Below are 23,114 nucleotides of genomic sequence, written 5' to 3'. Positions count from 1 at the left end.
AGCCATGGCACGCACCACCCACACCGTGACCAACCAGACTCCCCCACTGGTCGGCCACGACGTCTTCACCACCGACCGCGTCCTGACGGCCGCGGTCGAGCGCCACACCGCTCCCGGACCGCTGGACGAGGTCCGGGACGAGCTCTCCGCCCTGGGCCGGGCCGCCGGTTCGGCCCAGGTCCAGGAGTGGGGTGCGCAGGCCAACGACAACCCCCCGGGCCTGCGCACCCACGACCGTCACGGCCACCGGATCGACGAGGTCGAGTTCCATCCGGCCTGGCACCGGTTGCTCGGCAAGGGCGTCGCGGCCGGGCTGACCGCCGCCTGGAACCGCCCGGCCGGACATGTCCGCCGGGCGGCCGGGCTGCTGGTCTGGACCCAGGTCGAGGCGGGCAACACCTGCCCGCTGTCGATGACCCACGCGGCGGTGCCCGCGCTGCGCGCCGATCCCGCGCTGGCCGCCGAGTGGGAGCCCCGGCTGACGTCCATGGTCTACGACCGTGGGCTGCGGCCCGCCCACCTCAAGGCCGGGGTCCTCTTCGGGATGGGCATGACGGAGAAGCAGGGCGGCAGCGACGTCCGCGCGAACACGACGGCGGCGCACCCGCTCGCCGAGGAGGGGACGTACGAGCTGACCGGCCACAAGTGGTTCTGCTCGGCGCCCATGTCCGACGGCTTCCTCGTGCTGGCGCAGGCACCCGGCGGGCTGACCTGCTTCCTGGTGCCCCGGGTGCTGGCGGACGGCACGCGCAACGTGTTCCTCCTCCAGCGGCTCAAGGACAAGCTGGGCAACCGGTCGAACGCCTCCGCCGAGGTCGAGTTCGACGGGACCTGGGCGCGCCGGGTCGGGGACGAGGGCGACGGGGTGCGGACCATCATCGGGATGGTCGCGGCGACCCGGCTCGACTGTGTGCTCGGCTCGGCCGGTCTGATGCGGCAGGCCGTAGCGCAGGCCGTCCATCACACCGCCCACCGCGAGGCGTTCGGCGGGAAACTCCTCGACAAGCCGCTGATGCGCAACGTACTGGCGGATCTCGCCCTGGAGTCGGAGGCGGCCACCACGCTCGGGCTCAGACTCGCGGCGGCCTACGACGACGGTGGCGAACAGGAGCTGGCGTTCCTGCGGTTGGCGGTGCCGGCCGCCAAGTACTGGGTGACCAAGCGCTGTACGCCGGTCACGGTCGAGGCGGCGGAGTGTCTTGGCGGCAACGGCTATGTCGAGGAGTCCGGACTGCCGCGCCTGGTAAGGGAGTCGCCGCTCAACTCGGTCTGGGAGGGCGCCGGGAACATTCAAGCCCTCGACGTGCTGCGGGCGTTGCGGCGCGAACCGCGGGCGCTGAACGCCTTTCTGGTCGAGGTCGGCCGGGTGCGCGGCGCCGATCACCGCCTCGACGGGGCGATGAAGAACCTGCTCACCGAGTTCGCCGACCTGGACGGCATCGAGGGCCGCGCCCGGCGCGTGGTCGAGCGGATGGCGCTGGTGCTGCAAGGGGCGTTGCTCGTCCGGCACGCGCCGCCGGAGGTCGCCGACGCGTTCTGCGCGTCCCGGCTGGGCGGCGACTGGGGCACCACCTTCGGGACCCTGCCGCCGACGCTCGACCTGGCCTCGATCGTGGAGCGCGCCCGGCCGGCGGCCTGATCGCCCGACGGCACATCGCGAGGGTGGTGCTGCGCCGACACGGCACCACCCTCGCAGCGTGGGACAAGTTTCAGACACCACAGGGCTGTTCACCAGGGTTGCAGAGGGTTGCAACTTGACGGTCACTGTGGTCGGACTGTCTCCCTCCGTCACCACGGAGCGGCACTATGAGACCAACAGTCGATACGGGACCGGAGAGAAGGACCCATGGCGAACCCGCCGGCCGGACTGCCGCGGCGTACCACCGTCGACGCGGCGCGGACGGCCCGGATGTTGAGCGACGCCCGGCACGCCACGCCCTTCGGGCAGCGCGCCCGCACCGCTCCACGCCCGGTGATCGAGGAGTCCTGGGAGCGCGCGTTACGCGGCGGGACGCACCCCGACCACGATCTGCGGACCGGGGTGCTGTCCCGTGAGGAAGTCGAACGGCGGCGCGGCGCAAGCCCGTTGCGGCATGTCCTGCCGGTGCTGCGGGAGGGGCTGGTGTCGGTCGCGGACGCCGCCCACCACATCGTGCTGGTCGCCGACGACGAGGGCCGCGCGCTGTGGCGGGAGGGCAGCGCCGCGGTGCTGCGCAAGGCCGACGAGGCCGGCATCGAGGTCGGCACGGACTGGCGCGAGGACGTCATCGGCACCAACGGCGTGGGCACCCCGGCGGTCGTACGGCGGCCCGTGCAGGTCTTCGCCGGCGAGCATCTCTCCCGCGCGCTGGCCTCGTTCACCTGCGCGGGCGCCCCGATCACCGACCCCAGGGACGGCCGGCTGATCGGCGTCGTCGATGTCAGCGGTCCGCTGGAGACCATGCATCCGGCCACCCTCGCCTGGGTCGACTCGGTGGCCAAACTCGCCGAGGCCCGGCTGCGCGAACTGCACCTGACCTCGCTGGAGCGGCTGCGCGCGGTGGCGGCGCCGATCCTGCCCCGGCTGGGCGGCCGGGCCCTGGTGGTCGACCGGGACGGCTGGACCGCCGCGGTCACCGGAATGCCGTACATGAAGCGGATCGCGCTGCCCAAGTCGCCCTCCGGGGGCCGCCGTTGGGTGCCGTCGCTCGGGCTGTGCGCGCTGGAGCCGCTGGCCGGGGGCTGGTTGATCCGCGTCGCCGACGAGCCGGTGCCCGGCGCCGCGCCCCGCATCGTCCTCGACCTCGCCTCAGCCCGCCGCTGGTCGGTGACGGTCTACGGCGGAGCGTGCTCCTGGACACATGAACTGAGTCCGCGGCACGCCGAGTTGCTCTACCTCCTGGCCCTGCACCCCACCGGCCGCAGCGCCGCGGCCCTGGCGGAGGACATGTTCGGCGACCCCGGCCGCACGGTGACGGTGCGTGCGGAGATGTCGCGGGTACGGCGCTATCTCGGGGCGCTTCTGGAACACCGGCCCTACCGATTCCGCGAGGACGCCGAGGTCGAGGTGGTGCTGCCGCAGGACCCGCGCGAGTTGCTGCCGCACTCGACGGCACCGGGCGTGGCCAGGGGTCGGACCTCGGCCCAAGTGCCGTAGCGGAGGCGGCGGAGCGGGCCGGGGTGTCGTAGCGGACAGGTGGCGCAAAAGTCACGTCCGGCAGCATCTTCCGCATATTTGCAGGGTCTTACCCATGGAGCGGCCATGACTGCCGTAGCATCCCTCTACGGGCCACCCCACCTGCTCCCTGGTCAACGCACGGATCACCAGGCGCAGTTGGCTCGCCTCGGGAGGACACTATGAGTGCACGTGGGCGACACCGCCGGCGCAAGCGGGGCAGGGCGCTGCGCGCCGTGCTGACCGGGGCCGCGCTCGGCCTCACCGCGGCCGCGACGATGATCAGCGCCTCGCAGGCGACCGTCGGTTCCGATCCCGGGGGGCTGAAGCCGCTCACCTCGTCTTCCGATCTGGGGCAGTTGCGGTTGCGGGAGACGCTGGAGCCTCAGCAGTCCCTGGACCGGCTCGCCTCGGCGATGGGGCGTCCGGTGGGCGTCGACGCCGTGCTGAAGAGCGCCGACCACACCCTGCGCGACGCGGCGGACTGCACGACCGACGAGAAGTCGGTGCTGCCCGTCGAACCGGCGGCCACCCGCGCGTACTGCTGGGACAGCGGCGACGCGGCCGACCCGGCGTGGACGCCCCGCTCGGTGACCACCTCCGGTGACGCCGACGAGGACGGCTGGTGGGGCTCGAACCGTGTGATCCTCTCCGGCTGGAGCGCGAACAGCAGCGGCCTGGCCAGGGTCGCCTTCGTGAACGCGGCGGATCCCACCCGTCTCACCTACACCTGGGCCCTCCTCGCCGTACCGACCGACGGCGGGCGCGACTACCGCGGGCTCGTCTCCAAGATCTCCGGCATGGTCTGGTACCAGGACAAGCTCCTGGTCACCACCACGGGCGGGACCCGCGACGCGCTGTACGTGTACGACATGAACCGCATCCAGCGCACCACGGTGACGGCCTCCGCGGTCGGCCGGGTGCGTGAGGGCTGGTCGGCGGCCGGGTACCGGTACGTCCTGCCCGCGGTCGGGTCGTACCGGCTGAGCGGCGACAAGTCCGCCGTACGACCGGTGGGCCTCTCCCTGGACCGCAGTTCGGTTCCGGACAGTCTGGTCGCGAGCGGGGCGAAGCGGCTGTGGCGCTATCCGTTCAGCCGCGATCCCGCGCGGACGGGGCTGCTCGCCACGGACTCGGCGGGGCGCGCGACGCCCGAGGAGGCGTACCGGACGAAGGTCGCCGGCGTCGGGGGCGTGCTCGCGAGCGGCACCTCCTGGTACCTGGGCGGCGCGGCCGGGGAGCAGAGCGGGCACGGCTCGATATGGCGGCAGGACGCCAAGGACGCGAAGGCCACCGAGTGCGGGGCCGACGAGACGCACCAGTGCTGGAGCGCGCAGACCGACTCCCTCTCCTACTGGCAGGAGACGGGCGAGGTCTGGTCGGTGTCGGGGCGGATGCTGTTCGCACTGCCACTGGACTCGATCGACAGCTCGCTCGGTTGATCCACTGATCTGATCCGCTGATCGACAGATCCGTCGGCCGGATGATTCCCTGACGGGCATGACGAACATCCCCGTGACCACCTGGTCCCTGGAGCAGACCGATCCGAGCGACCTCCTTCCGGCCATCACGCCGGACGGGGACGTGCGGATCGCCCGCTCCGAGGTGCCCTCCCCCGAGTTCAGCCGCTATCTGTACGCGTCCGTCGGCGGGGACATCCTCTGGATCGACCGGCTGCACTGGACGTTCGCGCAGTGGCAGGAGCACCTGGACCGGCCGGGCGTGGAGACCTGGGTCGTGTACGACCGGGGCACGCCCGCCGGGTACGTGGAACTGGAGCCGCAGGACGACGGCGTCGTCGAGATCGTCTACTTCGGCCTGATCCCCGCCTTCCGCGGCCGCCGCTTCGGCGGCCACCTCCTCTCCTACGCCGCCGCCCGCGCCTGGGACCTCGCCGACCGCTGGCCGGGACGGGTGTCCACCAAGCGGGTCTGGCTGCATACGTGCAGCCTGGACGGGGTGCACGCGATGGACAACTACCAGCGCCGGGGCTTCAAGCTCTTCGACACCCAGGTCGAGGAGGTGACGCAGGCGGCCACACCGGGCCCCTGGCCGGGCGCCTACCGCGTCTGACCTGCGCCGACAAGACGGCGTGCGCGGCTTGTGACCGATGACACCCTTGTCTCGCATAGTGGGACCAGGGTGTCCGCATGACGGACGAAGCTGGACTGTGTCCAGAACGCCGTGACACGCTTCCGTCATGTCCGGAACTGGAATTGCCTTGGTGAGTCGGCGACACGTCGACCTCGGCCGCATGTCCAGCGCCATCTGTCCGGCGGGCTAGTCGAGCCGCAGTACCGCCGGTTTTTCCCGTATCCGCCTCATACTGCGCAAAGACGCGCGCGTATGCCCGCATGCGCCCGTACACGCAGGTCAGAGCCGATCACCCGCCTGTCCCGGAGGACGTAGAACCATGGCCGCCACCCCCGAGAACCCTGCAGCCGCAGCGCCCCGCCGCAAGGTGAGCCGTCACCGCGGTGAGGGTCAGTGGGCAGCCGGACACTTCACGCCGCTCAACGGCAACGAGCAGTTCAAGAAGGACGACGACGGTCTCAATGTGCGGACACGCATTGAGACGATCTACTCCAAGCGCGGCTTCGACTCCATCGACCCGAACGACCTGCGCGGCCGTATGCGCTGGTGGGGGCTGTACACCCAGCGCAAGCCCGGGATCGACGGCGGCAAGACGGCGATCCTGGAGCCGGAGGAGCTGGACGACAAGTACTTCATGCTGCGCGTCCGGATCGACGGCGGCCGGCTGACCACGGACCAGCTGCGAGTGATCGGCGAGATCTCACAGGAGTTCGCGCGCGGCACGGCCGACCTGACGGACCGGCAGAACGTGCAGTACCACTGGATCCGCATCGAGGACGTGCCCGAGATCTGGAACCGCCTGGAGGCGGTCGGTCTCTCCACCACCGAGGCCTGCGGTGACACGCCCCGCACCATCCTCGGCTCGCCCGTCGCGGGCATCGCCGAGGACGAGATCATCGACGGCAGCTCGGCCATCGACGAGATCCACCGCCTCTACATCGGCACCAAGGAATTCTCCAACCTCCCGCGCAAGTTCAAGACGGCGATCTCCGGCTCGCCGCTCCTGGACGTCGCCCACGAGATCAACGACATCGCGTTCGTCGGCGTGAACCACCCCGAGCACGGCCCCGGTTTCGACCTGTGGGTCGGCGGCGGGCTGTCCACCAACCCGAAGATCGGCGTCCGGCTCGGCGCCTGGGTCCCACTGGACGAGGTCCCGGACGTCTGGGCCGGCGTGATCGGCATCTTCCGCGACTACGGCTACCGGCGCCTCCGTACCCGCGCCCGCCTGAAGTTCCTCGTCGCCGACTGGGGCCAGGAGAAGTTCCGCCAGGTCCTGGAGGACGAGTACCTCAAGCGCAGGCTCGTCGACGGCCCCGCCCCCGCGCAGCCCGTCCAGCGCTGGCGCGACCACGTCGGCGTCCACCGCCAGCAGGACGGCCTCTTCTACGTCGGTTTCGCGCCGCGCGTCGGCCGCGTCGACGGCACCACGCTCACGAAGATCGCCGAGCTGGCCCAGGCGCACGGCTCGGGCCGGCTGCGCACGACGGTCGAGCAGAAGATGATCGTGCTCGATGTGGCGGAGGACCAAATCGACTCGCTGGTCGAGGGCCTCGAAGCCCTCGGTCTCACCGCGAAGCCCTCGCCCTTCCGGCGCGGCACCATGGCCTGCACCGGCATCGAGTACTGCAAGCTCGCGATCGTCGAGACCAAGCAGCGCGGCATCACGCTCATCGACGAACTGGAGCGCCGCATCCCGGAGTTCGACGAGCCGATCACCATCAACATCAACGGCTGCCCGAACGCCTGCGCCCGTATCCAGGTCGCGGACATCGGTCTCAAGGGCCAGTTGGTCCTCAACGACCAGGGCGAGCAGGTCGAGGGCTTCCAGGTGCACCTCGGCGGCGCCCTCGGTCTTGAGGCCGGTTTCGGCCGCAAGGTCCGTGGCCTGAAGGTCACTTCGGAGGAACTGCCCGACTACGTCGAGCGGGTCCTCACCCGGTTCCAGCAGGAGCGCGAGGACGGTGAGCGGTTCGCCGCCTGGGCCACGCGCGCCGGCGAGGAGGCCCTGACATGAGCGAGCGGGCCGCCCCCTTCTACTGCCCCTACTGCGGCGACGAGGACCTGCGTCCGAGCGAGCAGGGCCACGGCGCGTGGGAATGCGCGGCGTGCAATCGGGCCTTTCAGCTGAAGTTCCTCGGGCTGCTCGCCCGAGGGCTCCGGCAGACCGACGCAGGGGGAGACGAGATATGACGACGACTCAGAAAGCGCGCCCCACCGACGACTTGAAAGCCCTCGCCGAGCAGGCGGGCCGTGACCTGGAGGACGCCTCCGCGCTGGAGATCCTCCAGTGGGCGGTGCGGACCTTCGGCAAGCAGTTCTGTGTGACCTCCTCGATGGAGGACGCGGTGGTGGCCCACCTCGCCTCCCGCGCGATGCCCGGTGTCGACGTGGTGTTCCTCGACACCGGCTACCACTTCCCGGAGACCATCGGCACCCGTGACGCGGTCGAGGCCGTGATGGACGTCAACGTCATCACGCTCACCCCGCGCCAGTCGGTCGCCGAGCAGGACGCCGAGTACGGTCCCCGACTGCACGACCGCGACCCGGACCTGTGCTGCAAGCTGCGCAAGGTCCAGCCGCTGGAGCAGGGCCTCACCCAGTACGCGGCCTGGGCGACCGGGCTGCGCCGCGACGAGTCCCCGACCCGGGCGAACACCCCGGTCGTCGGCTGGGACGAGAAGCGCCGGAAGGTGAAGGTCTCCCCCATCGCCCGCTGGACCCAGGACGACGTGGACGCCTATGTCGCCGAACACGGCGTCCTCACCAACCCGTTGCTGATGGACGGCTACGCCTCCGTCGGCTGCGCGCCCTGCACCCGCCGGGTTCTTGAGGGCGAGGACGCGCGCGCCGGCCGCTGGGCGGGGCGCGGGAAGACCGAGTGCGGACTGCACGAATGACCGCCCCCACGGAACAGCCCACCCCCACCGAAGAGTTGGAGATCCACGTGACGACCGGAGCCACCGTCTGGCTCACGGGTCTGCCGAGTGCCGGCAAGACCACCATCGCGTACGAGCTGGCCGGCCGGCTGCGCGAGGAGGGCCACCTCGTCGAGGTGCTCGACGGCGACGAGATCCGCGAGTTCATCTCGGCGGGCCTCGGTTTCAGCCGCGAGGACCGGCACACCAACGTGCAGCGCATCGGCTTCCTCGCCGAACTGCTCGCCCGCAACGGCGTCAAGGCGCTCGTCCCGGTCATCGCGCCGTACACCGACAGCCGCGAGGCCGTCCGCAAGCGGCACCAGGAGAGCGGCACCGCCTATATCGAGGTGCATGTGGCGACCCCGGTCGACGTGTGCTCCGTACGCGATGTGAAGGGTCTCTACGCCAAGCAGGCCGCCGGTGAACTGACCGGGCTCACCGGGGTCGACGACCCGTACGAGGAGCCCGAGTCGCCGGACCTGCGGATCGAGTCGCAGCACCAGACCGTGCAGGAGTCGGCGGCGGCACTTCACGCGCTGCTCACCGAGAGGGGACTGGCATGACCGCGACCGTCGCCAAGGCCGAGGACGGCACGGACACGCCGTACGCCCTCTCGCACCTGGACGCTCTGGAGTCCGAGGCGGTGCACATCTTCCGTGAGGTGGCGGGTGAGTTCGAGCGGCCGGTGATTCTCTTCTCCGGCGGCAAGGACTCGATCGTCATGCTGCACCTGGCGCTGAAGGCGTTCGCGCCCGCGCCGGTGCCGTTCTCGCTGCTGCATGTGGACACGGGACACAACTTCCCCGAGGTGCTTGAGTACCGGGACCACACGGTCGAAGAGCACGGGCTGCGGCTTCATGTGGCCTCCGTACAGGACTACATCGACCGCGGTGTGCTGCGCGAACGTCCGGACGGGACCCGCAACCCGCTCCAGACCCTGCCGCTCACCGAGAAGATCCAGAGCGAGAAGTTCGACGCGGTCTTCGGTGGCGGTCGCAGGGACGAGGAGAAGGCCCGGGCGAAGGAGCGGGTGTTCAGCCTTCGGGACGAGTTCTCGCAGTGGGACCCGCGCAGGCAGCGGCCCGAGCTGTGGAACCTGTACAACGGGCGGCACGCGGCAGGTGAGCACGTGCGCGTGTTCCCGCTGTCCAACTGGACCGAGCTGGACGTCTGGCAGTACATCGACCGCGAGGGCATCGACCTCCCGCAGATCTACTTCGCGCACGAGCGTGAGGTGTTCGCGCGGGACGGCATGTGGCTGACCGCCGGTGAGTGGGGCGGCCCGAAGGCGGACGAGACCGTCGAGAAGCGGCTCGTGCGGTACCGGACCGTGGGCGACATGTCCTGCACGGGTGCCGTGGACTCGGACGCGGTGACGCTGGAGCAGGTCATCACCGAGATCGCCGCCTCCCGGCTGACCGAGCGGGGCGCCACGCGCGCCGACGACAAGATGTCCGAGGCCGCGATGGAAGACCGCAAGCGCGAGGGGTACTTCTAACCATGAGCACCATCACGGAACTCCCCGAGACGACCCTCCTGCGGTTCGCGACGGCCGGTTCGGTCGACGACGGCAAGTCCACGCTCGTGGGACGGCTGTTGCACGACTCCAAGTCGGTGCTGACCGACCAACTGGAGGCGGTACAGCGGGTGTCGGCCGACCGCGGCCAGGACGCCCCCGACCTCGCACTGCTCACCGACGGCCTGCGCGCCGAGCGCGAGCAGGGCATCACCATCGACGTGGCGTACCGCTACTTCGCCACGCCCCGCAGGCGGTTCATCCTCGCCGACACGCCCGGTCACGTGCAGTACACCCGCAACATGGTGACGGGTGCCTCCACGGCCGAGCTGACGGTGATCCTCGTCGACGCCCGCAACGGTGTCGTCGAGCAGACCCGGCGGCACGCGGCGATCGCCGCGCTGCTGCGGGTGCCGCACGTGGTGCTCGCCGTCAACAAGATGGACCTCGTCGAGTACAAGGAGTCCGTGTTCGCGGCGATCGCCGAGGAGTTCACGGCGTACGCGAGCGAGCTGGGCGTCCCGGAGATCACCGCGATCCCGATCTCGGCGCTGGCCGGGGACAACGTGGTGGACCCGTCCGCGCACATGGACTGGTACGGCGGGCCGACCTTCCTGGAGCACCTGGAGTCGGTGCCGGTCGCCCACGACCTGAGCCACTGCCACGCGCGGCTGCCCGTGCAGTACGTGATCCGGCCGCAGAGCGCCGAGCACCCGGACTACCGGGGGTACGCGGGCCAGATCGCGGCCGGTACGTTCCGCGTCGGCGAGGCGGTGACGGTGCTGCCGTCCGGGCGGGCCACGCGGATCTCCGCCATCGACCTGCTCGGCAAGCCGGTCAGGACCGCCTGGACCACGCAGTCGGTGACCCTCCTGCTCGAGGACGACATCGACATCTCGCGCGGCGACCTCATCGTGCCCAGCAAGGACGCCCCGGCGACCACGCAGGACATCGAGGCGACCGTCTGCCATGTCGCCGACCAGCCGCTGACCGTGGGCCACCGCGTGCTCCTCAAGCACGGCACCCGTACGGTCAAGGCGATCGTCAAGGACATCCCGTCCCGCCTCACACTCGACGACCTGTCCCTGCACCCGCATCCGGGACAGCTCGTCGCCAACGACATCGGCCGCGTGAAGATCCGCACCGCGGAGCCGCTGCCGGTGGACTCGTACGCGGACTCACGGCGCACGGGCTCGTTCATCCTGATCGACCCGGCCGACGGCACCACGCTCACCGCCGGCATGGTCGGCGAGTCGTTCGCGGCGCCCGAGCCGGTCAAGGACGGTACGGACGACGACGGTTGGGACTTCTGACATGACGTCGAAGGACTTCTACTCCACGTTCGCGAAGGAGGGCGGCCGCGTCGGCAGCGGCGCCCTCGGCAGCGGGCAGGGCGGAGTGGCGCGATGTGCGGGCTGACGTACGCGCACCGCTTGCGCGCCCAGTCCCCCCACCCGCCGTCCCGGACACGACGAAGACGAAGACCTGCCGACCTCCCGGCCACGACCTGAGACCGTGACCGCCGGGCCAACGAGAGGAACACCTCCCGTGCCTGCCAACCGCTCGACATTCCTGCGCCGCGGCATAGCCGTGGTCGCCGCGCTCCCCCTGCTCACCCTCGCCGCCTGCGGTTACGGGTCGGACTCCAAGAGCACCAACTCCAAGGAGAAGGTCGCCGCCGGAGCCTCGAAGATCGACGGTCTCGCCGCCGTGAAGATCGGCTACTTCGGCAACCTGACCCACGGGACCGCGCTGGTCGCCCGTGAACAGGGCCTCTTCCAGAAGGAGTTGGGCGCCACCAAGGCGTCCTACGCGACCTTCAACGCCGGCCCGTCCGAGATCGAGGCGCTCAACTCGGGCTCCATCGACATCGGTTACATCGGCCCCTCCCCGGCGGTCAACGGCTACACCAAGTCCGACGGCAAGAGCCTGAAGATCATCGGCGGTTCGGCGTCCGGCGGGGTGAAGTTGGTCGTCAACCCGAAGAAGATCAAGTCCCTGGCGGACGTCAAGGGCAAGAAGATCGCGACGCCTCAGCTGGGCAACACGCAGGACGTGGCGTTCCTCAACTGGATCGCGGACCAGGGCTGGAAGGTCGACGCGCAGAGCGGCAAGGGCGATGTGACCGTCGTCCGCACCGACAACAAGATCACCCCGGACGCCTACAAGGCCGGTTCGATCGACGGCGCCTGGGTGCCGGAGCCGACCGCCTCCAAGCTGGTCGCCGAGGGCGCCAAGGTGCTGCTGGACGAGTCGACGCTGTGGCCCGACAAGAAGTTCGTGATCACGAACATCATCGTGTCGCAGAAGTTCCTGAAGGCGCACCCGAAGGTCGTCGAGGCCGTGCTGAAGGGCTCGGTCGCGGCCAACAAGTGGATCAACGCCAACCCGACCGAGGCGAAGGCCGCGGCGAACAAGCAGCTGGAGGCCGACTCCGGCAAGGCGCTGCCCGCAGGCGTCCTGGACCCGGCGTGGAGTTCGATCCAGTTCACCAACGACCCGCTGGCCGCCACCCTCAACACCGAGGCGGAGCACGCGGTGAAGGCCGGTCTCCTGGAGAAGCCCGACCTGAGCGGCATCTACGACCTGACGCTCCTCAACAAGGTCCTCAAGGCCGACGGTGAGAGCACGGTCGACGCCGCCGGTCTCGGCACGAGCTGATCGAGGGAACCCGATGACTTCCCAGGAGGTGACGACCGTGGCCACGACCTTCGCCAAGGAGACCACCGAGTCGGTAGAGCACGCGGCACGCCTCGACCATGTCTCGAAGTCCTTCGCGACACCGGGTGGGCAGCAGCTCGTCCTGGACGACATCAGCATCGATGTCGCGCCCGGCGAGTTCGTCACCCTCCTGGGGGCCTCGGGCTGCGGCAAGTCCACCCTGCTGAACCTGGTGGCGGGCCTCGACAAGCCCACCACCGGGTCCATCACGACGGACGGCCGCCCCACGCTGATGTTCCAGGAGCACGCCCTGTTCCCCTGGCTCACGGCGGGCAAGAACATCGAACTCGCCCTGAAACTCGCGGGAGTTCCGAAGAACGAGCGGCGCGGCCGGACCGAGGAACTGCTCGAACTGGTCCGGTTGCAGGGCTCGTACGGCAAGCGGGTGCACGAACTGTCGGGCGGTATGCGCCAGCGGGTCGCCATGGCCCGCGCGCTCGCCCAGGAGAGCCGCATCCTGCTGATGGACGAGCCGTTCGCGGCGCTGGACGCCATCACGCGGGACGTCCTGCACGACGAACTGACCCGTATCTGGGGCGAGACGGGGCTCTCCGTCCTGTTCGTCACGCACAACGTGCGCGAGGCGGTACGGCTCGCGCAGCGGGTGGTGCTGCTGTCCTCCCGGCCCGGCCGGATCGCCCGCGAGTGGACGGTCGACATTCCGCAGCCGCGCCGTATCGAGGACGCGCCCGTGGCCGAACTGTCCGTTGAGATCACCGAAGTTCTGCGTGGGGAGATCCGCCGTCATGGCCAGCAGTGACACGAGGACGACGGACTCGACCGGAGAGTCTGCGACGGGCAACCTCGGACAAAACGTCTCCGTGGAGGCCGGTCTCGACGCCCTGGACCTCGTCGTCACCAGCCGTCCGACCTTCCGGCAGACCTTCGTCAACAAGATCTTCCCGCCGATCGTCGCCATCGCGGTGGTGATGGTCGTCTGGTTGATCCTGACCCCGGTCGTCGACGACCCGAGCAAGCTGCCCTCACCGGGCGCCGTGGGCACGGAGTTCAAGGACGCCTGGCTCGCGGGCGATCTGCTCGGCTACATCTGGACCAGCGTCTCGCGCGGTCTGCTCGGCTTCTTCTTCGCGCTGCTCATCGGCACCCCGCTGGGTCTGCTGGTGGCGCGGGTGAAGTTCGTGCGCGCGGCGATCGGCCCGATCCTGTCCGGCCTCCAGTCGCTGCCGTCGGTGGCGTGGGTGCCGCCGGCCGTGATCTGGCTGGGCCTGAACAACTCGATGATGTACGCGGTCATCCTGCTCGGCGCGGTCCCCTCGATCGCCAACGGGCTGGTGTCCGGCGTCGACCAGGTGCCGCCGCTGTTCCTGCGGGCGGGCCGCACGATGGGCGCGACCGGGGTCAAGGGCATCTGGTACGTCACGCTGCCGGCGGCGCTCCCCGGCTATGTGGCGGGCCTGAAGCAGGGCTGGGCGTTCTCGTGGCGCTCGCTGATGGCGGCCGAGATCATCGCGCAGTTCCCGGACCTGGGCGTGGGCCTCGGCCAGCTGCTGGAGAACGGCCGGACCGCCAGTGACATGGCGATGGTGTTCGAGGCCATCTTCCTGATCCTGTTCGTCGGTATCGCCATCGATCTGCTGCTGTTCAGCCCGCTGGAGCGGTGGGTGCTGCGCAGCCGCGGTCTGCTGGTGAAGAGCTGAGCTGATCCGTATGCACCAGAGGCCGGTTCTCCTCGTCATCGCCCACGGCAGCCGCGATCCGCGGCACGCCGCGACCGTCCACGCCCTCGTCCGGCGGATACGGTCGCGGCGGCCCGGGCTGCGCGTGGAGATCGGCTTCCTGGACTTCAACATCCCCTCCGTGCACGGGGTGTTGGAGTCGCTCGCGGCGGAGGGCGTGCAGGACGTCGTGGCCCTCCCCCTGCTCCTGACCCGCGCGTTCCACGCGAAGGCGGACATCCCGGCGGTCCTGCGGGACGCGCCGCCACGGCTGCGGATCAGACAGGCGGAGGTGCTGGGTCCGTCGCCGCTGTTGCTGCGCGCGCTCGAACGGCGGCTCCACGAGGCCGGGTTGACGCCTGCCGACAAGTCCTCGACCGGGGTCGTCCTGGCCTCGGCGGGGTCCACCGACCCGGAGGCGATCGCGGTGATCGACGGCGTCGCGCGGGACTGGTGGCACACCGGCTGGCGGGCCGTGCGCCCCGCGTTCGCCTCGGCGGCCCTGCCCCGCACCGAGGACGCGGTCCGTGAACTGCGCGCCCTGGGCTGCGAACGCGTCGCGGTCGCACCGTACGTCCTGGCCCCCGGCTTCCTCCCCGACCGTATCGCGCGGGGCGCGACGGAGGCGGACGTCCTCGCCGACGTCCTGGGCCCGGCACCGGAGGTGGCACGCCTCCTCCTGGAGCGCTACGACGCGGCCCTGGCCCCGCTGCTCGCCGCCGTGGGCGCATAGCGCGTCACAGGTCCGACCTGCCCGGATTCGCGAAAAAGGGTCCCCCTGGGGCCGCGGATCTGCTGGGATGGTTCCTTCGCGGAGCAAGCGGGGGAGCAGCACACGTGAAGGGTCGGGACTTCGGGCATCACCTGGGGCTGCCCCGGGCACTGTCCGGGCTGCCGCTGAGCCCTCTCGTGGCGTCCTACGGCGAGCTCGTCGCCGCCCAACACGCGCTCGGCTTACGACACTTGGGCGAGGCGCTGCTGCCGCCCGGCACCGGCGGGCTGAGCGTCCTCGACGGCGTGTACGTGCCGTCCGGCGGGCGCGGGCGCCGGCGCGTGGACGTCGCGTTCCTGGAGGATCTCGCCCGCGCCCCGACCCCGACCGCCGGACTGGCCCGCCTGCTGGCCGAGGAACAGCGGCAAGATCCGCAGGCGGTACGCAGGGTCGTGCTCTATCAGCTGATCGGGCTGCTCCAGGACCGGCCGGCGAAGGAACGCCCGCACACGGCCGCCCAGTTGGGCGTGCACGCCGACGAAATCGGCGGGCTCGTGGCGGCGGCCCGCCTGCGGCCCCACCTCGACCGGGGCGAACGACAGGCCGCCGAGTCCCTCGCCGGGGCCTGGGAGCAGCACCGGCTGCACCGGGTCCGCACCCTGCTGGAACGGCTCCCCCACGGCACCGACGACCCGGCGCTACGGTCGCTGCGGAACGGGTTGGCCCTGCGGTTCGCGGTGGTCGACGGGGCGCTGCTCGCGGCGCGGCGGGCCGAGCGGGACCGGGACACGGAGACCGTCGGCGCGGAGTATCTGCGCGCGCTGCGTGAAGTCGCCGACGACCGGCGGGCGTTGCGCGGACTGGTGCGGGCGCATCGGCCGCGGACCGGTGAGCCGGCCGCACTGGATGCCGAACTAGGCCTGGACCATGTGCGGTTGACGTGGGACGAGACGGGCTCGGACGATGGCTGGCGGCTGCTGTGTCTGCACCGCGACGAGCGGGGTGCGCCCGCCGTGCGGGAAGTGGCCGCGCGGGACGAGGCGTTGGTCCTCGGGAGCACCGTCCGCTATGCCGCCCTCCCCCTGCGTGAGGGACTCGTGGACGGTCCGCCCCTCGTATCGCACCGGTTGCTCCTCGCCCCGGAGGTGGAGTCGCTCACCCTGACGGACGGGCCGGAGCGCATCGAGGGCGCCTGGAAGCGTCCGCCGGGTGCCACGGACGTGACGGTCGAACGCACCGGACCGGACGCCACGGACGGTCGACTCACCCTCCGCTCAGAGGGGTTCACCGCCACAGATCTCCCGCCCGGCCGCCACACCGTCCGCGTCGTCTGCCACTACCGCACCCCCGGCGGACAGCCCGTCGCCTCCCCCGGCGTACGCGCCACCCGCACCGTCCACCCCTGGCCCTCCCCCGTCCGTACCCTCACCGCCCGGCCCGAGGGCGACGCCGTCCGGTTCGCCTGGACCGGCGCCGAGGAAGGGGACGTACGACTGGTGGAGTGGCCCGGTGAGGTACCGGCCCCCGGCGCCGAACTGCGCACGCGGGACCTGCCGGCCGGGCTCGGCTGGCCCGAGCGGGACGGGGCGCTGCGTCCGCCGCCCGGTCTGAGTGTCCGGGTCGCCGCCGTCGCCGTCCTCGGCGAGCGGGCGCTGGCCGGTCCCGCGGTCGATGTCGAGGTGCTCCGGCCGGTGACCGGGCTCGCCGCGCGGCGGCTGCCGGGCGGGGAGGCGGAGGTCTCGCTGGACTGGCCCGGTGACACCCCTCATCTCAGGGTGAGTTGGGACTCGGGTGAGCGCAGTGTCACCGCGCACGCCTACCGGCGGGGCGGACTGCGGCTGGCGGTGGGGCCGCGGGCCGTACGGGTCCGGGTCGCCGCCGCTCCTCAAGTACCCGGCGCCGTCGTCGTCGTACCGGACGCAGCCGAGGTGCTGCTGCCGCCCGACACGGCCATCGGGTATCAACTGGTGCGCGCCCCACGCCGGTTGCTCGGCCGGGGGCGCCCCCTGCTGCGGGTCACCCTGTCCGCGCCCGAGGGCGGGGAGCAGGACGACGCCCCCGAGTTCGTGTGCGTGGCGCGCAGTGGCACACTCCGGCCGCGCAGCGCGGCCGACGGCACGACCCTGCTGCGCATCCCCGGCACCGATCTCCTCCGGCTCGGCACGGTGGAACAGGAGTTGCCGGCCGCGCCCTGCCCGGCGCCGTACACCCTGCGCGGCTTTCTGCTGGGCGAGCACGCGGCCTCCGTACGACTCGAAGAACCGTCCCCCGCGACCCTGGTGGTGCGCTGAGCCATGACGACCGTCATCTGCCCCTACTGCTTCGCCCGAACCTCGGCGGCCAAACTGCCCTACCGGTGCCTGATGACCCCCAGCGGGGTGCGCGGAGGCACACCCTGCGGGCCCCAACGGGACGATGTCTGGGCCGGGTTCGTGGGTCCCGGCGTGAATCCGGCGGCCCTGCTGCGGGGTCCGGTGTTCGCCCCGGCGCGCGGGATGGCCGCGCTGGCGTCCGGGCTGCGCTCCGGCTCCGGGAGCAGCGTGCCCTGCCCGGACTGCGGGGTGACCACGACCGTCCGCGTCTGCGCGTCCTGCCACAGCGACCTGCCCAGCGACTACTGCGACCAGGACAGCCGGATCATCGCGCTGGTCGGTGCGAAGGCCTCCGGCAAGAGCACCTATGTGTCCGTGCTGGTCAACGAGTTGAACCAGCGGGTCGGGCAGGCCTATCACGCCTCGCTGGCGGCGATGGGGCAGGCCACGCAGCAGCGGGACCGGGAGATGGCGGAGGATCTGTACGAGCGGCTGCGGCTGCCGGACGCGACCCGCCCCGCGGCGCTCGGCTTCAACGATCCGCTGCTGTACCGGCTGAGCGTGCCCCGCCGCGGGAGACTCGGCAACGGCACCCGGCACACCACATTGGTCTTCTTCGACGCGGCGGGCGAGGATCTCGCGGGCGCCGAGGCGATGGACCGGTACACGCGCTATCTCAGCGCGGCCGACGGCATCGTCCTGCTGGTCGACCCCCTGCAACTGGGCTCCGTGCGCGACCGGTTGCCGCTCCAGGACGGTCCGCCGCTGCCCATGGTGGAGACCCCGCCGCAGCAGATCGCCGCCGATCTGGCCGCCCAGTTGCGCGCCCACGGCAAGGGCGGTTCACGGGGGCGGGTGAGCACGCCGATCGCGGTGGCGGTGACGAAGACGGACATGCTGAAGCCGCTGCTGGACGCGCATTCGCCGGTGCTGCGCAACGCGCCGCATCCGGAGGGCACTTATGACGAGGACGACCGGCTCACCGTGCACGAGGAGATGCGCTCGCTGATGGCGGACTGGGACTCGGGGGCGCTGTTGCGGCAACTGGAGCTGGACTTCGACCGGTTGTCGCTGTTCGGGCTCTCGGCGCTGGGTGCGCCGCCGCCCGCCGACGCGCCCGCGGACGTACCGAAGTCCGGGCCGCAGCCGGTGCGGGTGGAGGATCCGCTGCTGTGGCTGCTGGCGTTGCGTGGAGTGCTGCCGGTCCGTACCGCCGGGAAGGGACGAGCCAAGTGACCCTGGCCCAGCTGCACTACACCTCGGCGCCGCCCGGCCCCGACGGCTCCGGCTTCCGCTTCACCGCGGTCAGCGCGGGGGTTCCGCAGGGGCTGTTGCGGGAGGCCGAGCAGCTCATCGGGTACGAGCCGCCGCGCGACTGCCCGGCCCGGCCGGACGCCGAACAGCTCAAGGGGTTCCCGAAGGCCTTCAGCTTCAGTGAACTGTCCGACGGCGGGCGGCTGTTGAGCCGCTCGGTGTACATCGGCGCCGACTACAGCGGGCGCTGGGGCAACTTCCACGCGCACGCCGTGCATCTGCCGGCCGGGACCCGGCTGCCGGACGGCGCGCTGCCCATCACCGCCTGGGAGTCGCCGCGTTGGGCGGACGCGACTCCCCCGGACGGCAGGCCGCGGCCGGTCGACCGTATCGAGCCGTCCGGGCTGCTCCGCAAGGACGCGCTGGTCGCGTTCGCGGTGTCCCGGGCCGGGTGGCTCGCGCCGTTCTTCGCCGATCTGCGAGCGGTCGCCGCGGATCCGGGTGCCGGGCAGATCGTGGTCGTGGAGCACGACAGCGCCGATGTGGCCCAGTGGATCGCGCTCGCCTGCGCGGTCCTGCCCCGCGAGCAGGCGCACCGGCTCACCTTCACGACGTACACCCGCCGCCCCCAACAGGCGCGTCAGCAGCTCGTCGGCGCGCTGCCGTCCTCGGAGTCCGTCGCCCACGACCACCGCTACCGCGTCCACGACTGCACCGGGCAGCAGCCGTCCGGCCCGGTCGCCGACCTCTGGGCCGAGCTGTGCGCCCGGGTCTGGTGCGCGGGCCGCCCCGACCTGTTCCACAACACCTCTGAAGATCTGGGCCAGTTGGCCGCCACCGCACTGATCGCGGGCATCGCCCTGCGCCCGGACGCCCGTACGGCGGCGGCCCGTTGGGCGACCGAGCACGCGGGCGCACTGCCGGACGCGACACTCATGGCACTGGTCGCGGGGCTGTCCGAGGGGCCCCTGGCGGGTTCGCGGTGGGCTGATGGCGGGCGGTACTTGTCGAGCGCCAGGGATTCGGCTCAGGAGACACGGACTGCGCCGGGCACCCGGAGGTCGGCGAACGACGCGCAGGCGGGGGCGGGTTCCCACGGCTCGGCGGGCCACGGACAGCCGGGGGCGGGCACCCTCGACTCGGCAGGCCACGGGCAGGCGGGGCTGGCCACCCCTGGCTCGGCGGGCCACCGACAGCCGGGGGCAGACGCTCGGGGCCTGGCGGACCACGGACCGGCGGCACCGGCAGCTCCTGGCTCGGTGGACGACGAACAGGCCGCGCTGGCGGCCCTGTTGGCCCGGTTGGACGGACAGGTGCCGGCCGTTGTGTCGGCGCCGTTGGCCGCTCGGGTGCTGGCGTCGGCGGTGCTCGGCAAGGGTCCGGTGCCCGCGCTGCGAGCCGGGTCGCTGACCCCGCGCGCCCATGACGAGCTGGCCCGCGATCTCGCACCCGCCCTGCGGGCCGGGCTCGCCGACCCGGCCGAACCGCCCGCCGGACGGCCGCTCGCGCTGCTGCGGGTCGCCGATCTGCTCGGCATCGACTGCCAGGACCAACTCCCCGCGCTGGCAGGCAGGTTGGCGATGGAGTTGGTGAGCGATCCGACAACCGCGCCCGATCCGGACGGCGACCGGAGCCGGTCCCACAGCCTCCGGGCACCGGGACAGCCGAGCCCGGGCCAGCGGCCCCGCCAGGGCAACGCCCCACCGGCACACGCCCCGCGCACACCGGGGCAGCCAGGACCCACCGATCCTTGGCAGGCCGACACCCGGCCCGCCCCACCAACGCCCAGCCCGCGCACGCCCGGACAGCCCAGGTCCGCCGATCCTTGGCAGGGCGGCACCCGACCCACCTCACCCGCGCGCGGTCCGCAAGCACCCGGACAGGCAACGCCCGCCGAGCCCCCGGAGGGCGATGCCCGTCCCGTCGTGGGCTGCCCGCCCGCGCTGCTCGACGCGGTGCATGCTCATCCCGGGCTGCGGGTGGCGCTGTTCGGGTCGCTCAACGCGCTCGCCGCAGCCGAACCGGTGGCTGTGGCACGGGCGTTGACGGGGTCCGGGCTGCCCCTGAGCCTCCAACCCGGTTTCCCGCATCTGCGGATGTGTGTGACGCCCGTCGGGGCGCGGGACCGGCTCGCGCGGTTCCGTGAGGTGCTGCGGACGGCGGGTGTCTCGCCGCTGGCCGACCCCGCCGTACTGCGTACCGCGTTGAGTCTCACCTGGCCCGGCGAGCTGCCGACGGGCCTGGAGGCCGGCCTGCTGCTGAACGAGCTGGGGTCCGACACCCACCGTACGGCCGGTACGCGGGACCTGTTGATCGAGGCCGCCCTCACCGCGTCGGCGGACGACCGTGACGTACCCGCGCTCGCGGAGGACCTGCTGCGCTGCTTCAGCACGGAGCTGCGGCCGGGGCAGCGCGCGGCCCTGCTTCTCCTGGAGCTGGCCGGACTGTTGGGCACCGAGGGGGAGAGCGACGAGTGGGTCAGCCGGGTGCTGAATCTGAAGAACGGTGCCGCCGAGCCGGTGCCGGACCCGGTCGTCGACCGTGCCTTCCAGGTTCTCGCGTGGCGGCTCCTCGAAGGGCAGGTGCCGACCAACGAGCTCTACGCGCTGGCTCGTTCGGGTGAAACACGGCTGCTGGAGACGTACGAGAAGGCGGGCCGTTCCGACCGCGTGGGCGACCGGCTGCGGACCTCGCCGACGTATGTCGCCGCCCGGTTCTGCGACTGGAGCGCGTTCCCGGGAACCCATCCGAACTGGGACGAGACCCGGAACGCCCTGCTCGGCAAGGTGCTGCGGCCGGTCGTACGGGCGCTGCCCGCCGAGGACCAGACCGAGGTCGAGGCGGTGCTCGGGCGCGCGGGCCGGGGCAAGCTCGACGCGTATCGGGCCTGGAACCGCCCCGGCGCGCTGGGGCGTCTCGCGGGGCGGCTGTCCGGACGCGGACGGCGCCCGGACCAGGCCGAGGTGTGGCCCGGGGACGTGCAACCACCGACCGAGGGAGGCCGCCGATGACCACCGCGTCACCGGTGCTGCTCCTGGCCGTCTGGACCGGGCTCATCGCGGTCGGGCTGGGCCTGGGCCGGGTGCTGTGGGTGTTCCTGTGGATCGGCACCCGGGCCGTGTGGCAAGGCCTGGGACCTTGGCGGCCGGGCCGCCCCGACCAGCGCGTCCCACTCGTCGCCACGGGTGCCGAACCCGCCCATTTGGGCTACTACTGGCGGCAGTTGTGGGTGGACGCGTGGACGGCCGGCGCCTACGGGATGCGGGTCGTGTGGATCGCGTTCCGCGATGTGTGGCTGCGGCGGACCGTACGGAACCTGTTCCTGGGCCGGCACCCGTCGGGCCGTCGCGGCCGGGCGCCGATCAACCGCTTCGGGTACATCGTTTTCGTGGCGCCGGGCACCTTCGTGGGCGCGCTGCTCGGCGTGGCGCTCGCCACCGCCCTGCTCGGTGTGTCGCTGCTGTTCCTCGGGCTGCTGGTCGGGCTGGTGTGGCTGGGCTGCGCGACGGCGGTCCCGATGCTGCGCGGAGTGGAGCGCGGCTGGGCGCTGACCCGCGGCATCCGCGTCAAGTGCCCCTATCCGGGCTGCTATCGCCCGGTCCCGCTGGCCGTGCACCGCTGCGCCGGCTGCGCGAAGCCGCACAGGTCGCTGCGGCCCGGACGGTACGGCGTGCTGGGGCACGGCTGTGTGTGCGGGCAGCGGCTGCCCACGACCCGGCTCGCGGGGCGCGGCAAGCTCACCGCGCTGTGCCCGTACTGCGACCGGGTGCTGCCCGAGATCGTCGGCACCACCCGCGTCGTGCACGCCCCGCTGGTGGGCGGCACGTCCTCCGGCAAGACGATGCTGATGGCGGCCATGGTCGAGGGCCTGCACGCCTGGGACCGGCACGGCGACCTGCGCGTCGACTACGCCTCCGCCGACGACCGCCATAGGTTCAACGACCTCAACCAGGAGCTGAACAGCACCGGTTGGGCCCACGCCACGACCGGCGGCCAGCCGCGCGCCCTGATGCTGACGGTGACCCGGGGCCGACGGCGGCGGCTGCTCTATCTCTACGACCCGATGGGCGAGTCGGTGAGCGAGGCCGAACGGGTGCGCGCCCAGAAGTACTTGGAGCACACGGACGGTGTCGTCCTGGTCGCCGACGTGCTGGCCGACCTCAAGGTGCGCGGACGGCTGCTCGGCACCGAGGACGCCGAACGGGTCGGAGCGGCCCGCCCGTCGACGCAGGGCCCGTGGGAGACGTACCAGCGGCTCACCGGTGAGCTGAACGCGCTGACCGGCCGGCGGCGCGGGCGGCTGTCCGTGGCGACGGTCGTCACCAAGCGGGATGTCCTGGACCGGTTGGTCACCCTGCCGAGACCGGGGGCGCAGGTCGATTCCTGGCTGACGGAGATCGGCCTCGGCGGACTCGTCCGGGCGCTCGGACACGACTTCAAGGAGGCCCGTTACTGGGCGGTGAGCGCCCGTGCCGCCACCGGCGCCGGACCGCTGGAGAGCGAGCAACGCCGGGCCGCGGAACCGGTGTTGTGGCTGCTCGCGGTCTCGGGGCTGAAGACCGCCGCGGTCACCGGCACACCGGGCACGGCACCGGAGAAGAGGAAGAGGTACACCCCGGCATGACGAAGGTGACCCCACCGGTCGGACACGGACGGCGGCTGCTGGCGGGCCTGTTCGTCGCCTCGCTGGTGCTCACGGCGGCCACCCTGGCCTACGTGGCCTGTCTGTTCCTCCCCGGCACATAGAACCCACC

The 23,114-nt window shown here is 71.8% G+C and carries 20 protein-coding genes; all 20 read left to right on the top strand.

Translation table 11 applies throughout. The features are described 5' to 3' along the window. Nucleotides 1–4: 4 nt before the first annotated feature. The 20 genes from ACIRRY_RS44860 (at nt 5) to ACIRRY_RS44765 (ending at nt 23,106) form a co-directional block, all read left to right on the top strand. Nucleotides 5–1,639, top strand: coding sequence for an acyl-CoA dehydrogenase family protein (locus ACIRRY_RS44860; RefSeq protein ID WP_403984937.1), 1,635 nt, complete (start codon nt 5–7; stop codon nt 1,637–1,639). A gap of 207 nt (nt 1,640–1,846) precedes the next feature. Next, on the top strand, nt 1,847–3,136 hold the full coding sequence (locus ACIRRY_RS44855; protein ID WP_403984935.1) for a GAF domain-containing protein: 1,290 nt from the start codon (nt 1,847–1,849) through the stop codon (nt 3,134–3,136). Nucleotides 3,137–3,336: 200 nt separating this feature from the next. After that, nucleotides 3,337–4,596 carry a hypothetical protein gene (locus tag ACIRRY_RS44850; protein ID WP_403984933.1) on the top strand — a complete coding sequence of 420 codons (1,260 nt, stop codon included), beginning with the start codon at nt 3,337–3,339 and terminating at the stop codon, nt 4,594–4,596. Nucleotides 4,597–4,654: 58 nt separating this feature from the next. Continuing rightward, entirely contained in the window at nt 4,655–5,227 is a 573-nt protein-coding gene (locus ACIRRY_RS44845) for a GNAT family N-acetyltransferase (protein ID WP_403984931.1), read from the top strand. A 127-nt stretch (nt 5,228–5,354) separates the two neighbouring features. Beyond that, entirely contained in the window at nt 5,355–5,438 is an 84-nt protein-coding gene (locus tag ACIRRY_RS44840) for a putative leader peptide (RefSeq protein WP_309500612.1), read from the top strand. 129 nt (nt 5,439–5,567) lie between these two features. Then, nucleotides 5,568–7,265 carry a nitrite/sulfite reductase gene (locus ACIRRY_RS44835; protein WP_403984929.1) on the top strand — a complete coding sequence of 566 codons (1,698 nt, stop codon included), beginning with the start codon at nt 5,568–5,570 and terminating at the stop codon, nt 7,263–7,265. Next, nucleotides 7,262–7,441: a hypothetical protein gene (locus ACIRRY_RS44830; protein ID WP_033281522.1), complete on the top strand. Its 180-nt coding sequence runs from the start codon at nt 7,262–7,264 to the stop codon at nt 7,439–7,441. Before ACIRRY_RS44835 ends, ACIRRY_RS44830 begins: the two co-directional genes overlap by 4 nt. Next, nucleotides 7,438–8,148, top strand: a complete 711-nt coding sequence (locus ACIRRY_RS44825; RefSeq protein WP_403984927.1) for a phosphoadenylyl-sulfate reductase — start codon at nt 7,438–7,440, stop codon at nt 8,146–8,148. The genes ACIRRY_RS44830 and ACIRRY_RS44825 overlap by 4 nt, the downstream gene beginning before the upstream one ends. A gap of 47 nt (nt 8,149–8,195) precedes the next feature. Continuing rightward, complete coding sequence (gene cysC, locus ACIRRY_RS44820; RefSeq protein WP_403647902.1) at nt 8,196–8,732, top strand: adenylyl-sulfate kinase; 537 nt, start codon at nt 8,196–8,198, stop codon at nt 8,730–8,732. Beyond that, nucleotides 8,729–9,667, top strand: coding sequence for a sulfate adenylyltransferase subunit CysD (cysD, locus tag ACIRRY_RS44815; protein ID WP_403984925.1), 939 nt, complete (start codon nt 8,729–8,731; stop codon nt 9,665–9,667). The genes cysC and cysD overlap by 4 nt, the downstream gene beginning before the upstream one ends. 2 nt (nt 9,668–9,669) lie before the next feature. Then, entirely contained in the window at nt 9,670–10,998 is a 1,329-nt protein-coding gene (locus ACIRRY_RS44810; RefSeq protein WP_403984923.1) for a sulfate adenylyltransferase subunit 1, read from the top strand. A gap of 235 nt (nt 10,999–11,233) precedes the next feature. Further along, nucleotides 11,234–12,346 (top strand): aliphatic sulfonate ABC transporter substrate-binding protein, encoded by a 1,113-nt coding sequence (locus ACIRRY_RS44805; protein ID WP_403984921.1) that lies wholly within the window; start codon nt 11,234–11,236, stop codon nt 12,344–12,346. A 13-nt stretch (nt 12,347–12,359) separates the two neighbouring features. Further along, nucleotides 12,360–13,166, top strand: coding sequence for an ABC transporter ATP-binding protein (locus ACIRRY_RS44800; protein ID WP_403984919.1), 807 nt, complete (start codon nt 12,360–12,362; stop codon nt 13,164–13,166). Continuing rightward, nucleotides 13,153–14,064, top strand: a complete 912-nt coding sequence (locus tag ACIRRY_RS44795; protein ID WP_403984917.1) for an ABC transporter permease — start codon at nt 13,153–13,155, stop codon at nt 14,062–14,064. The genes ACIRRY_RS44800 and ACIRRY_RS44795 overlap by 14 nt, the downstream gene beginning before the upstream one ends. 10 nt (nt 14,065–14,074) lie before the next feature. Beyond that, nucleotides 14,075–14,815 carry a sirohydrochlorin chelatase gene (locus ACIRRY_RS44790; RefSeq protein ID WP_403984915.1) on the top strand — a complete coding sequence of 247 codons (741 nt, stop codon included), beginning with the start codon at nt 14,075–14,077 and terminating at the stop codon, nt 14,813–14,815. Nucleotides 14,816–14,919: 104 nt separating this feature from the next. After that, entirely contained in the window at nt 14,920–17,085 is a 2,166-nt protein-coding gene (locus tag ACIRRY_RS44785; RefSeq protein ID WP_403984913.1) for a hypothetical protein, read from the top strand. Between the two features lie 3 nt (nt 17,086–17,088). Continuing rightward, on the top strand, nt 17,089–18,342 hold the full coding sequence (locus tag ACIRRY_RS44780; RefSeq protein ID WP_403984911.1) for a hypothetical protein: 1,254 nt from the start codon (nt 17,089–17,091) through the stop codon (nt 18,340–18,342). Next, nucleotides 18,339–21,371: a GTPase-associated protein 1-related protein gene (locus ACIRRY_RS44775; protein ID WP_403984909.1), complete on the top strand. Its 3,033-nt coding sequence runs from the start codon at nt 18,339–18,341 to the stop codon at nt 21,369–21,371. Before ACIRRY_RS44780 ends, ACIRRY_RS44775 begins: the two co-directional genes overlap by 4 nt. Then, complete coding sequence (locus ACIRRY_RS44770) at nt 21,368–22,984, top strand: hypothetical protein (protein ID WP_403984907.1); 1,617 nt, start codon at nt 21,368–21,370, stop codon at nt 22,982–22,984. Before ACIRRY_RS44775 ends, ACIRRY_RS44770 begins: the two co-directional genes overlap by 4 nt. Then, nucleotides 22,981–23,106, top strand: a complete 126-nt coding sequence (locus ACIRRY_RS44765; RefSeq protein ID WP_403984905.1) for a hypothetical protein — start codon at nt 22,981–22,983, stop codon at nt 23,104–23,106. Before ACIRRY_RS44770 ends, ACIRRY_RS44765 begins: the two co-directional genes overlap by 4 nt. Nucleotides 23,107–23,114 lie beyond the last annotated feature (8 nt).

It is taken from the genome of Streptomyces sp. NPDC101776, from assembly GCF_044766845.1.
Taxonomy (GTDB): Bacteria; Actinomycetota; Actinomycetes; order Streptomycetales; family Streptomycetaceae; genus Streptomyces.
The sequence above is the reverse complement of the archived record's forward strand: the minus strand, read 5'-3'. Positions and strand labels throughout refer to the sequence as shown.